10 protein-coding genes are annotated in these 12,932 nt (G+C 59.0%); 6 read left to right on the top strand and 4 right to left on the bottom strand.

Annotated elements, in window-relative coordinates:
• Positions 1 to 48: 48 nt before the first annotated feature.
• A complete protein-coding gene (qseC, locus tag DG357_RS19295; protein WP_088204275.1) occupies positions 49 to 1,386 on the bottom strand; it encodes a quorum sensing histidine kinase QseC in 1,338 nt (445 codons plus the stop codon).
• Complete coding sequence (gene qseB, locus DG357_RS19290; protein WP_028014426.1) at positions 1,383 to 2,042, bottom strand: quorum sensing response regulator transcription factor QseB; 660 nt, start codon at positions 2,040 to 2,042, stop codon at positions 1,383 to 1,385. The genes qseC and qseB overlap by 4 nt, the downstream gene beginning before the upstream one ends.
• Before the next feature lie 139 nt (positions 2,043 to 2,181).
• Here qseB and DG357_RS19285 point away from each other — a divergent pair, with 139 nt between their 5' ends.
• From DG357_RS19285 to DG357_RS19265, 5 genes are all read left to right on the top strand, one after another.
• Entirely contained in the window at positions 2,182 to 2,583 is a 402-nt protein-coding gene (locus DG357_RS19285) for a YgiW/YdeI family stress tolerance OB fold protein (RefSeq protein WP_023309189.1), read from the top strand.
• A 118-nt stretch (positions 2,584 to 2,701) separates the two neighbouring features.
• On the top strand, positions 2,702 to 4,960 hold the full coding sequence (parC, locus tag DG357_RS19280; protein ID WP_088204274.1) for a DNA topoisomerase IV subunit A: 2,259 nt from the start codon (positions 2,702 to 2,704) through the stop codon (positions 4,958 to 4,960).
• Between the two features lie 162 nt (positions 4,961 to 5,122).
• Positions 5,123 to 5,860, top strand: coding sequence for a 1-acylglycerol-3-phosphate O-acyltransferase (gene plsC / locus DG357_RS19275; protein WP_028014424.1), 738 nt, complete (start codon positions 5,123 to 5,125; stop codon positions 5,858 to 5,860).
• A gap of 58 nt (positions 5,861 to 5,918) precedes the next feature.
• Complete coding sequence (gene ftsP / locus DG357_RS19270; protein WP_028014423.1) at positions 5,919 to 7,331, top strand: cell division protein FtsP; 1,413 nt, start codon at positions 5,919 to 5,921, stop codon at positions 7,329 to 7,331.
• A 131-nt stretch (positions 7,332 to 7,462) separates the two neighbouring features.
• Positions 7,463 to 9,634, top strand: coding sequence for a YgiQ family radical SAM protein (locus tag DG357_RS19265; RefSeq protein WP_048959528.1), 2,172 nt, complete (start codon positions 7,463 to 7,465; stop codon positions 9,632 to 9,634).
• A 73-nt stretch (positions 9,635 to 9,707) separates the two neighbouring features.
• On the opposite strand, the gene dkgA is transcribed toward DG357_RS19265, so the two are convergent.
• Entirely contained in the window at positions 9,708 to 10,535 is an 828-nt protein-coding gene (dkgA, locus tag DG357_RS19260) for a 2,5-didehydrogluconate reductase DkgA (RefSeq protein ID WP_021242117.1), read from the bottom strand.
• 105 nt (positions 10,536 to 10,640) lie between these two features.
• Positions 10,641 to 11,804 carry an alcohol dehydrogenase gene (gene yqhD, locus DG357_RS19255; protein WP_041908132.1) on the bottom strand — a complete coding sequence of 388 codons (1,164 nt, stop codon included), beginning with the start codon at positions 11,802 to 11,804 and terminating at the stop codon, positions 10,641 to 10,643.
• Positions 11,805 to 11,999: 195 nt separating this feature from the next.
• Between yqhD and DG357_RS19245 the strand changes: the two genes are divergently transcribed.
• Entirely contained in the window at positions 12,000 to 12,899 is a 900-nt protein-coding gene (locus tag DG357_RS19245) for an AraC family transcriptional regulator (RefSeq protein ID WP_088204273.1), read from the top strand.
• Positions 12,900 to 12,932 lie beyond the last annotated feature (33 nt).

Raw genomic sequence — 12,932 nt, 5'->3', positions numbered from 1 at the left:
AAAATAAGCAAAATGTGCAAAGTCTTTTGCGCGAAATGCAATAATCCCTTACCAGTTAACCTTCACTTCAAAGCCGCCTTCTGGCGCATTGCCCAGCGAGACGCGCATGCCGTGCAGCGCGGCAATGCGTTTCACAATGGATAGCCCCAGCCCGCTGCCCGTGGCGTCCTGACCCGGTGGACGATAAAAGCGCTCGCCGAGACGCGCCAGCGCATCGGGCGAAATGCCTGGGCCATTGTCGCGCACGGTAACGCTACGGGTGTTCAGCGTCACGTCTACCACGCTGCCGCGCGGGCTGTAGCGGGTGGCGTTATCCAGCAGGTTGCGCGCCAGCAGGCTCAGAAGCAGCTGCTGACCCGTGCGGGTCACCTCCGGCGCGTTGATGTGCAGGCGAATATCAATACCCGCCTGCTGTGCCGAAGGATAAATATCCATTACCGCAGACTGCAGCAGGTCGGCCATCGCTATCTGTTCTACGCCCTCCAGGCTGTCCAGCGAGTCCAGGCGCGACAGGGTGAGGAGCTGATCCACCAGCCGGGAGGCGCGGTCGATACCCGCGTGCAGCTGCGCCAGCGCTTTTTCCTGCGCCTGCGGATCGTCCTGAGAAAGCTGCGCCACGTCGGTTTGCACCTTCAGCGCCGCCAGCGGGCTGCGCAGCTCGTGGGCGGCGTCGGAGGTAAAGCGGCGCTCGCGGGTCATCATCTCCTGGGTACGGGTAAAAAGATGGTTCAGCGAGTCGAGCAGAGGGCGCACTTCCGCCGGCACGCCCTGAGTGGGCAGGGCGTCGGTGGCGTCCGGCGAGCGCGAACGCAGGGTCTGGGCCAGCTTTTTCAGGGGCTTCAGCTCCCGGCTCAGCAGGACAATAAGCAACAGCAGCATCACCGGCAGCGCCACCAGCCACGGCGTCAGCTGCGAGCTGACCACGTCCAGCGCCATATCCTGCCGGTACTCCCACTCCTGGCCGACCACCACGCGGTATTTTCCGTCTGGCGACGTCAGCCATAAAAAGCGCCATTCATCGTTGTCATCCTGAAGCCGTCCGTCATCAAAGCCGTCACGACGATAGTGATACGGGATATCGCGCCCGTTTTCGCCGTCGTTAAGGATCATCGTGCCGTCTGAAGCGTAAATAGCGAAGGCCAGCGCGTCATCGTCCAGATGCCCGTGTTTGGCCTTTTTCGGCACCTCGCGCATGCGCTCCGGCGCGCGGATCTCGTCCAGATCCATCGTCAGCAGCCGTTTGGCAAACAGCATCTGCTGGGTGTCGAACAGCTTATCGAGCTTGTGGGTGGTCTGCTGCCACGCCACCAGGCTGGCGGCAAACCAGGCCGTCAGAGACAGCGCTAAAAAGAGGAGCGTCAGGCGCAGCTTCAGGCTCAGCTTCATGCGTCACCCAGGGTGTAGCCGATGCCGTGCACGGTGCGGATAAACTCGCTCCCGAGCTTGCGGCGTAAATGATGGACATGGACTTCGACGGCATTGCTGGAGACGTCATCGTCCCAGGTATAAAGCTTTTCCTCGATCAGCTTGCGCGGCAGCACCCGGCCCGCGTTACGCATCAGCAGCTCCAGCAGGGCGAACTCTTTGGGTTTAAGCGTCAGCGTTTCGCCCTCCAGCGTGGCGACGAGGCTTGCCGGATCGAGCGTCACCTTGCCGTGGCGCAGCTCGCTGCGGGTCTGACCGTGGCTGCGGCGCACCAGCGCTTCCAGACGGGCGGCCACTTCTATCAGCGCGAACGGCTTACAGAGATAATCGTCCGCACCGAGGCGCAGCCCTTCAACGCGCTGGTTCAGCGCATCCCGCGCGGTCAGGATCAGTACCGGCTCGCTGCGGCCGCTTTCGCGCCAGGCGCGCAGGATCTCCAGACCGTCAATTCCCGGTAGGGTCAGGTCAAGCACCACGGCATCATAGGGCGCAGAGGCGAGCGCGGCCTGCCCGGTTTTCCCGTCGGTAAACCAGTCCACGCTAAAGCCCAGTTTGCTTAAGCCTGCTTTGATGCCATCGCCGATTAACCTGTCGTCTTCTAACAGTAAAATGCGCATGTTCCCTCCTTGATGCCGTCAGTAAACCCTCTGCAAGCGCCTGCTGTACAGTAAAAATAAATAAATTTTCCCCTTAAGAAGTTGTTAAGGTTTACCCTGTTTAATGGATTGCGAAACGACATTAAAGGGAGAGATGAAGATGAAAAAATTCGCTGCAATTGCTGCCATCATGATGATGACCACCGCGCCGGTCTTTGCTGCACAGGGCGGCTTTACTGGCCCATCTGCGACACAGACCCAGACGCAAACCCAGCAGGGCGGTTTTGTCGATAACAACGCCAACCTCACCACCGCGGCTAAAGTGAAAGATCTGAAGGACGATGCCTGGGTGAAGCTGCGCGGGAACATTACCGAGCGCCTGTCCGATGACCGCTACACCTTCCGCGACGAGTCCGGCACGGTGGTGGTTGAGATTGACCACAAGCGCTGGAACGGCGTGACCGTCACCCCGCAGGATAAAGTAGAGCTGCAGGGTAAAGTCGACAAAGACTGGAACGAGTTTGAAATCGACGTGAAGCAGGTTATCAAGCTGAACAAATAACCCGAAAAGGGCCGCTTATGCGGCCCTTTTTCTTTGTGACTCAATTCGTCAGATGAGGTAGTATCTGCGGCAATATTGCCTGAAACCCTTCGGTTTCTGAGTTGAGGAATCACACGTAATGAGCGATATGGCAGAGCGCCTCGCGCTACATGAATTCACGGAAAACGCCTACCTGAACTACTCCATGTACGTCATCATGGACAGGGCGTTGCCGTTTATCGGGGATGGCCTGAAGCCCGTTCAGCGCCGCATCGTCTATGCGATGTCCGAACTGGGGCTGAACGCCACCGCCAAGTTCAAGAAATCCGCCCGTACCGTGGGTGACGTACTGGGTAAATACCATCCGCACGGCGACAGCGCCTGCTATGAAGCGATGGTGCTGATGGCCCAGCCGTTCTCTTACCGATATCCGCTGGTGGACGGGCAGGGGAACTGGGGTGCGCCGGACGATCCGAAATCCTTCGCAGCGATGCGTTATACCGAATCCCGCCTGTCCAAATACGCCGAAGTGCTGCTGGGCGAGCTGGGTCAGGGAACCGTTGACTGGGTGCCAAACTTCGACGGTACGCTGCAGGAGCCGAAGATGCTGCCTGCGCGTCTGCCGAACATCCTGCTGAACGGCACCACCGGTATTGCGGTCGGCATGGCGACGGACATTCCGCCGCACAACCTGCGTGAAGTGGCGAAAGCCGCCATCACCCTGATCGAGCAGCCAAAAACCTCGCTGGACGACCTGCTGGATATCGTGCAGGGGCCGGATTACCCGACCGAAGCCGAGATCATCACCTCGCGTGCAGAAATCCGCAAAATCTACCAGAACGGTCGCGGCTCCGTGCGCATGCGCGCGGTGTGGAATAAAGAGGACGGCGCCGTGGTGATCACCGCGCTGCCGCACCAGGTTTCCGGTGCCAAAGTGCTGGAGCAGATCGCCTCCCAGATGCGCAATAAAAAGCTGCCGATGGTGGACGATCTGCGCGACGAATCCGACCACGAGAACCCGACTCGTCTGGTGATCGTGCCGCGCTCTAACCGCGTGGACATGGAGCAGGTGATGAACCACCTGTTCGCCACTACCGATCTGGAAAAAAGCTACCGCATCAACCTGAATATGATTGGCCTCGACGGTCGTCCGGCGGTGAAAAACCTGCTGGAGATCCTCAGCGAGTGGCTGACGTTCCGCCGCGATACGGTGCGCCGTCGTCTGAACCATCGTCTGGAGAAAGTGCTTAAGCGCCTGCATATCCTCGAAGGTTTGCTGGTGGCGTTCCTCAATATCGACGAAGTGATTGAGATCATCCGTACCGAGGACGAGCCGAAGCCTGCGCTGATGTCGCGCTTTGGCATCAGCGAAACCCAGGCCGAAGCGATCCTCGAACTGAAGCTGCGCCATCTCGCTAAGCTGGAAGAGATGAAGATCCGCGGCGAGCAAAGCGAGCTGGAAAAAGAGCGCGATCAGCTGCAGGCGATCCTCGCGTCCGAACGCAAGATGAACACCCTGCTGAAGAAAGAGCTGCAGGCGGATGCCGATGCCTTCGGTGACGACCGTCGTTCTCCGCTGCACGAGCGCGAAGAAGCGAAGGCGATGAACGAGCACGACATGCAGCCGTCCGAGCCGGTGACCATTGTGCTGTCGCAGAGCGGCTGGGTGCGCAGCGCCAAAGGCCACGATATCGACGCGCCGGGCCTAAGCTATAAAGCGGGCGATAGCTTTAAGGCGGCGGTGAAAGGCAAGAGCAACCAGCCGGTGGCGTTTATCGACTCCACGGGCCGCAGCTACGCTATCGACCCGATCACGCTGCCTTCCGCGCGCGGCCAGGGCGAACCGCTCACCGGTAAGCTGACGCTGCCGCCGGGCGCAACGGTTGACCACATGCTGATGGAGGCCGACGACCAGAAGCTGCTGATGGCGTCCGATGCGGGCTACGGCTTTATCTGTACCTTTAACGACCTCGTGTCGCGTAACCGTGCCGGTAAAGCGCTGATCAGCCTGCCGGACAATGCCCGCGTGATGACGCCGCTGGTGATTGAGAACGAGAGCGACATGCTGCTGGCGATCACCTCTGCCGGACGCATGCTGATGTTCCCGGTCAGCGACCTGCCGGAGCTGTCGAAAGGTAAGGGCAACAAGATCATCAACATCCCGTCGGCGGAAGCCGCGAAAGGTGAAGATGGCCTGGCGCACCTCTTCCTGCTGCCGCCGCAGAGCACGCTGACCATCCACGTTGGCAAGCGTAAAATCAAGCTTCGCCCGGAAGAGCTGCAGAAAGTGGTGGGCGAGCGCGGTCGCCGCGGTTCGCTGATGCGCGGCCTGCAGCGTATCGACCGCGTGGAGATTGATTCACCTGCGCGCAGCAGCGCGGGCGACAGCGAAGAGTAATGTCATGACACCCCCTCTGTCCGGAGGGGGTATTTCAATAAAATTTCCCGTAAAATCGTTGTTAATTCGTGCGTTGCGATTAACAATACGCGCTCGTAATAAAGTCCTTACCTGGCCACAGGTGAAGTATAATTGTCAGCTGTCAGGGCTTCAGAGGTCGCTATGCTATACATTGTTCGTCTCATTCTTACCGTTATTTACTGCATTCTGGTCTGTATTTTCGGCTCTATTTACTGCCTGTTCAGCCCGCGTAATCCGAAGCATGTTGCCACCTTTGGCCATATGTTCGGTCGCCTTGCGCCGCTGTTTGGTCTGAAGGTTGAAAAACGCCTGCCTGAAGGAGCGGAGAACTTCGGTAACGCCATCTATATCGCCAACCATCAGAACAACTACGATATGGTGACGGCCTCCAATATTGTTTTGCCTCCGACCGTGACGGTGGGGAAAAAAAGCCTGCTGTGGATCCCGTTTTTTGGCCAGCTGTACTGGCTGACCGGTAACCTGCTGATCGACCGTAACAACCGTGCAAAAGCGCACGGCACGATTGCAGAAGTGGTGAATCATTTTAAAAAGCGCCGGATCTCAATCTGGATGTTCCCGGAAGGGACGCGTAGCCGCGGCCGCGGCCTGCTGCCGTTTAAAACCGGCGCGTTTCATGCCGCAATTGCGGCAGGTGTTCCAATTATTCCCGTGTGCGTTTCCAATACTTCTAATAAGATTAATCTTAACCGCCTGAATAATGGTCTGGTGATTGTCGAAATGCTGCCACCCGTCGATACCAGCAAATACGGTAAAGACCAGGTGCGCGAACTGGCAGCACACTGCCGCGAGCTCATGGCTCAGCATATTGCGCTGCTGGATAAAGAAGTCGCAGAAAGAGAAGCCGCCGGTAAGGTTTAATTCGGCGTTAAAGGGAAAAAGAATTCCCGCGTTGTTAGTCGTTTCAGATGGAGCTTATATGTCACTCAGTCGGCGTCAGTTTATTCAGGCTTCGGGGATTGCCCTTTGTGCGGGTGCGATGCCGCTGACAGCCAGCGCCGCCGGGCAGCAGCAGCCGCTGCCCATTCCGCCGTTGATTGAATCCCGTCGCGGGCAGCCGCTTTTCCTCACGCTTCAGCGCAGCCACTGGTCCTTTACCCAGGGCACGCGCGCGCCGGTGTGGGGCATTAACGGGCGCTACCTCGGGCCGACCATCCGCGTTTGGAACGGCGATGACGTTAAGCTCATTTACAGCAACCGTACGGCTGAAAATGTCGCCATGACCATCAGCGGCTTACAGGTTCCTGGCCCTTTGATTGGCGGCGCGGCGCGAATGATGTCCCCCAACGCCGACTGGGCGCCCGTCCTGCCGATTCGCCAGAGCGCGGCAACCCTGTGGTATCACGCCAATACCCCTAACCGTACGGCGCAGCAGGTCTATAACGGTCTGGCCGGCATGTGGCTGGTGGAAGATGAGGTCAGTAAATCTCTGCCGATCCCGAACCACTACGGCGTGGACGATTTCCCGGTCATTATTCAGGACAAACGTCTGGATAACTTCGGCACGCCGGAGTACAGCGAGCCGGGCAGCGGTGGCTTTGTCGGCGATACCTTGCTGGTTAACGGCGCGCAGAGCCCGTACGTGGAAGTGTCCCGCGGCTGGGTGCGCCTGCGCCTGCTCAACGCCTCTAACTCGCGTCGCTATCAGCTGCAGATGAGCGATGGCCGCCCGCTGCACGTAATCTCCGGCGACCAGGGCTTTTTACCCGCGCCGGTCTCCGTTAAACAGCTGGCGCTGGCGCCGGGTGAACGTCGTGAAATTCTGGTGGATATGACCAACGGGGACGAAGTCTCCGTCACCTGTGGTGAAGCCGCGAGCATCGTTGACCGTATTCGCGGGTTCTTTGAGCCGTCGAGCATTCTGGTCTCCACGCTGGTGCTTACTCTGCGTCCAACCGGCCTGCTGCCGTTGGTCACCGATAGCCTGCCGATGCGCCTGCTGCCGCAGGAGATCATGAGCGGCTCGCCGGTGCGCAGCCGTGATATCAGCCTGGGCGACGATCCGGGCATCAACGGCGCGCTGTGGGATGTAAATCGCATTGATATCACCGCTCAGCAGGGTACCTGGGAGCGCTGGACGGTCCGGTCAGACATGCCGCAGTCGTTCCATATTGAAGGTGTGTCATTCCTGATCCGCAACGTTAATGGCGCTATGCCGTTCCCGGAAGATCGCGGCTGGAAAGATACCGTGTGGGTGGACGGCCAGGTTGAACTGCTCGTCTACTACGGCCAGCCTTCGTGGCCGCACTTCCCGTTCCTGTTCCACAGCCAGACGCTGGAGATGATGGACAGAGGCTCGGTAGGGCAGATGCTGGTGAATCCGGCGCCGTAACGTGCTTTTCTCCCTCTCCCTGTGGGAGAGGGTTGGGGTGAGGGCAACAGCCCGCATAATACCCCTTCATTTCCCACAATGTTCCAGCGTATAATCCCCGCCCTTTTGTCTATTTTTTCTTCGGAAGCACTATGAGCGCAATTTCCCTGATCCAGCCGGATCGTGACCTCTTCTCCTGGCCCCAGTACTGGGCGGCCTGCTTTGGACCGGCGCCGTTCCTGCCGATGTCCCGGGAAGAGATGGACCAACTGGGCTGGGATAGCTGCGACATCATTCTGGTCACGGGCGATGCCTACGTTGACCACCCGAGCTTCGGCATGGCCATCTGTGGCCGTATGCTCGAAGCGCAGGGCTTCCGCGTGGGGATCATCTCCCAGCCCGACTGGAACAGCAAAGACGACTTCATGCGTCTGGGAAAACCAAACCTGTTCTTCGGCGTGACCGCCGGCAACATGGACTCGATGATCAACCGCTATACCGCCGACCGTAAGCTGCGCCATGACGACGCCTACACGCCGGATAACGTGGCGGGCAAACGTCCGGACCGCGCGACCCTGGTTTATACCCAGCGCTGCAAAGAAGCCTGGAAAGACGTGCCTGTGATCCTCGGCGGCATCGAGGCGAGCCTGCGCCGCACCGCGCACTACGACTACTGGTCAGATACCGTGCGCCGCTCGGTACTGGTGGACTCCAAGGCCGACATGCTGATTTACGGTAACGGCGAGCGTCCGCTGGTGGAAGTGGCGCACCGTCTGTCGCAGGGCGAGCCGGTGAGCAGCATCCGCGACGTGCGCAATACTGCGATCATGGTGAAAGAGGCGCTGCCGGGCTGGAGCGGGGTGGATTCACGCATTATTGATATGCCGGGCAAAATCGACCCGATCCCGCACCCGTACGGTGAAGATCTGCCGTGTGCCGATAACAAGCCGGTTGAGCCGAAGAAAGCGGAAGCGAAGGCTATCGTTGTGCAGCCGCCGCGCCCGAAGCCGTGGGAAAAGACCTACGTGCTGCTTCCGTCCTACGAGAAGGTGAAAGCCGACAAGGTGCTCTACGCGCACGCGTCCCGTATTCTGCACCATGAAACCAACCCGGGTTGCGCCCGCGCGCTAATGCAGAAGCACGGCGAGCGCTTCATCTGGATCAACCCGCCGGCGATCCCGCTCTCCACCGAAGAGATGGACAGCGTCTTTGCGCTGCCGTACAAGCGCGTGCCACACCCGGCGTACGGCAACGCCCGTATCCCGGCGTATGAGATGATCCGCTTCTCGATCAACATCATGCGCGGCTGCTTCGGCGGCTGCTCCTTCTGCTCCATTACCGAGCACGAAGGCCGTATTATCCAGAGCCGCTCTGAGGATTCGATCATCAATGAGATCGAAGCCATTCGCGACACGGTGCCGGGCTTTACTGGCGTGATCTCCGATCTCGGCGGCCCAACCGCGAACATGTATATGCTGCGCTGCAAGTCGCCGCGCGCGGAGCAGACCTGCCGTCGTCTCTCCTGCGTCTACCCGAGCATTTGCGAGCACATGGATACTAACCACGAGCCGACGATCAACCTCTACCGCCGCGCACGCGACCTGAAGGGCATCAAAAAGATCCTCATCGCCTCCGGGGTGCGTTACGACATCGCCGTGGAAGATCCGCGCTACATCAAAGAGCTGGCGACGCACCACGTCGGCGGTTATCTGAAGATTGCGCCGGAGCACACCGAAGAAGGCCCGCTGTCGAAGATGATGAAGCCGGGCATGGGCAGCTACGATCGCTTTAAGCAGCTGTTCGACACCTACTCGAAGCAGGCGGGCAAAGAGCAGTATTTGATCCCGTACTTCATCTCCGCGCATCCTGGCACGCGCGATGAAGACATGGTGAACCTGGCGCTGTGGCTGAAGCAGCGTCGCTTCCGTCTGGATCAGGTGCAGAACTTCTATCCTTCACCACTCGCCAACTCGACGACCATGTATTACACCGGCAAAAACCCGCTGAGTAAGATTGGCTACAAGAGTGAAGAGGTGGTGGTGCCGAAAGGGGATAAACAGCGTCGTCTGCATAAGGCGCTGCTGCGTTACCACGACCCGAAAAACTGGCCGCTGATCCGCCAGGCGCTGGAAGAGATGGGTAAAAAACACCTTATTGGCTCGCGCCGCGACTGCCTGGTTCCGGCTCCTACGCTGGATGAGATGCGCGAAGCGCGTCGCCAGAACCGCAATACGCGCCCGGCGCTGACCAAACATACGCCGATTGTGCATCAGCGTTCGAACGGTAATTCCAGTGTGAAGAAACCTGTGAAGCGTAAAGCGTAAAAGAAAACCCCGGCTTGCCGGGGTTTTTTGTAGGTCGGGTAAGGCGAAGCCGCCACCCGGCGTTTTAACGCGATTAACCGCCAAACTGATCCGGGTCCGGCCCAAGCCGCTTACCTTTATCCAGCTTCGCAATTTCACCCAGCTCGTCTTTGTCCAGTCGGAAATCCCAGACGTCGAAGTTCTCGGCAATGCGCGACGGCGTGACCGATTTCGGGATCACCACCAGGCCGTTATCCAGATGCCAGCGAATGACGATCTGCGCCGGGGTTTTGCCGTATTTATCCGCCAGGTCGCGGATGATTTTCTGATCGAACACGCCTTCACCACCCTGCGCCAGCGGGCTCCAGGACTCGGTCTGGATCTTGTGGGTGGCGTTCCAGGCGTGAAGCTGGCGCTGCTGCAGCAGCGGGTGCAGCTCGATCTGGTTAATCACCGGAGCGACGCCCGTTTCGTCAATCAAGCGCTGCAGGTGATGCACCTGGAAGTTACAGACGCCGATGCTTTTCACCAGCCCCTCTTTCTGCAGTTCAATCATCCCTTTCCAGGCGTCAACGTAATGGTCGATGGCCGGAACCGGCCAGTGCATCAGGTACAGATCGACGAAATCAAGCTGGAGTTTCTCCAGGCTCTCCTGCAATGCTTCGCGGGGGCGCTTTTGATCGTCGTTCCACAGTTTAGTGGTGATGAACAGCTCATCGCGGGGGACGCCGGCGCTGGCCAGCGCGGTCCCCACGCCGTCCTCGTTTTTGTACGCGGCGGCGGTATCAATCGACCGATAGCCGACTTCGAGTGCTTTATGAATGGCGGAGACGACCTCGTCGTTACCGGCTTTCCATACACCTAGCCCCAGCTGGGGCATCACGTTGCCGTCCTGCAGCTTGATTACGGTTTGGTTTGCCATTTTTCCTCCTTCAGGTGCGCATCGCCGGAGGGGGACTCCGGCGATGGGGTGTGCATTAAGTCTGGACGAAATGTCAAAAAACGAAAGTCAGGATGCCAAAAACGCTTAGCGTGCCGCTTCGTAGATCCGACGGCTGACGTCCAGCGTAATGTCACCGTGCTCGCCCAACTGGGTCATGCCGTGCTCTTCGAGTTTTGCCAGCAGGGCAGGGATGGAGCTGCCGTCCAGGCCGTAGCCGGACAGACGCGTTGGCACGCCCAGGCTTTCAAAGAAGTTACGGGTCGCTGCAATGGCGGCATCAATACGCGCATCGTCAGAACCCTCGGTGATGTTCCACACGCGCTCGGCGTACTGCAGCAGCTTGGCACGCTTGGTATCCCGTTTTTCGTTCCACAGCGCAGGCAGCACAACGGCCAGCGTCTGGGCGTGGTCCAGGCCGTGCATCGCCGTCAGCTCGTGGCCCAGCATATGGGTTGCCCAGTCCTGCGGCACGCCAGCGCCGATCAGGCCGTTCAGCGCCTGCGTCGCGGCCCACATGACGTTGGCACGCACGTCGTAGTTTTCCGGCTCTTTCAGCGCTTTCGGGCCGTCTTCAATCAGCGTGAGCAGAATGCCTTCCGCGAAGCGATCCTGAATTTTGGCATTAACAGGGTAGGTCACGTACTGCTCGACGGTGTGTACAAAGGCATCGACCACGCCGTTCGCCACCTGACGCGCGGGCAGGGTGTAGGTGTAAACCGGATCCAGAATGGCAAAGACAGGCTGAACGTGTTCGTTCATAAAGGCCTGCTTGTCGCCGGTGGTTTTGCGGGAGATCACCGCGCCCTTGTTGGATTCAGAACCCGTCGCTGGCAGGGTCAATACGGATCCCATCGGGATCGCGCTTTTAATGTCGCTGCCGCGGGTTTCCAGGATGTGCCACGGATCGATGCCATCAGCGTAGTGCGCTGCCGCCGCGATGAATTTAGTGCCGTCCAGCACGGAGCCGCCGCCGACCGCCAGCAGGAAGGTGATGTTTTCTTCGCGGGCGATTTTCACCGCGTTCATCAGCGTTTCGTAAGACGGGTTTGGCTCAATGCCGCCGAACTCACGCACGTCCAGTCCGTCCAGCGCGCTGTAAACCTGATCCAGCACGCCGGTTTTTTTCACGCTGCCGCCACCGTAGGTGATCAGCACGCGGGCGTCAGCAGGGATCTGCGCGCGCAGGTCGGCGATAGCGTCTTTACCAAACAGAATGCGGGTTGGGGTGTGAAGATTAAAGTTGTTCATTGCTCGTTCCCTTTAGTGGGTGAAAAACCGTGGTGGCGCAGAAGGCAACCTGATGCTCCACATTGTGGCGATCCGGGGCTACGCCCTCAATGCACATTCCTGCCGATGTCTTGCCCATTTCTACAGCGCGCTGGAGAAAGCGCGGAAAACGACGCAAACTGTTAACGTCGAAAACCGTAACCGGAGTAACGTAAGATGAACCGTGAGGCTATCTGCCAGCAGCTCACTGAGCAGATTAAGAGATTGATAGATAATGAAAATCGTGCCAGCGATCTGCTGCCGGACATACGCCTGCTCTATGGCACGCAGCCGGGGACGCGCACGCCGGTCATGTACCAGCCGGGCATCGTTTTTCTCTTCTCAGGCCATAAAATTGGCTATATCAACGAGCGCGTGTTTCGCTACGATACCAATGAATACCTGCTTCTGACGGTACCTTTACCCTTTGAATGTGAAACCTTCGCGACAGAGGCGGTTCCGCTGGCGGGGATTCGCGTCAATGTCGATATTCTTCAGCTGCAGGAGCTACTGATGGAGATTGGCGAAGACGAGCTTTTCCAGCCGTCGATGGCCTCCAGCGGGATTAACTCGGCGACGCTGTCGGAAGAGATCCTCTGCGCCATTGAGCGCCTGCTGGACGTCATGGAAAGGCCGCTGGACGCGCGTATTCTCGGCAAGCAGATTATCCGCGAAATTCTTTACCACGTGCTGCTGGGGCCGGGCGGCGGGGCGTTACTCGCGCTGGTGAGCCGACAGACCCACTTCAGCCTGATCAGCCGCGTGCTCAAGCGTATTGAAAGCCAGTACACGGAGAACCTCAGCGTTGACCAGCTGGCGGCGGAAGCGAACATGAGCGTTTCGGCCTTTCACCACAACTTTAAGTCGGTGACCAGCACCTCGCCGCTGCAGTACCTCAAAACCTACCGTTTGCATAAGGCGCGGATGCTGATGATCCACGACGGCATGAAGGCCAGCGCGGCGGCCATGCGCGTCGGCTATGAAAGTGCGTCGCAGTTCAGTCGGGAGTTTAAGCGCTATTTCGGCGTCACGCCGGGAGAAGATGCGTCACGTATAAGAACGATGCAGAGCGCCTGAGGGGAAACGTAGGCCGGGAAAGCGGTAACGCCA

Source organism: Enterobacter bugandensis, from assembly GCF_900324475.1.
In the GTDB taxonomy this organism is placed as follows: Bacteria; Pseudomonadota; Gammaproteobacteria; order Enterobacterales; family Enterobacteriaceae; genus Enterobacter; species Enterobacter bugandensis.
The sequence above is the reverse complement of the archived record's forward strand: the minus strand, read 5'-3'. Positions and strand labels throughout refer to the sequence as shown.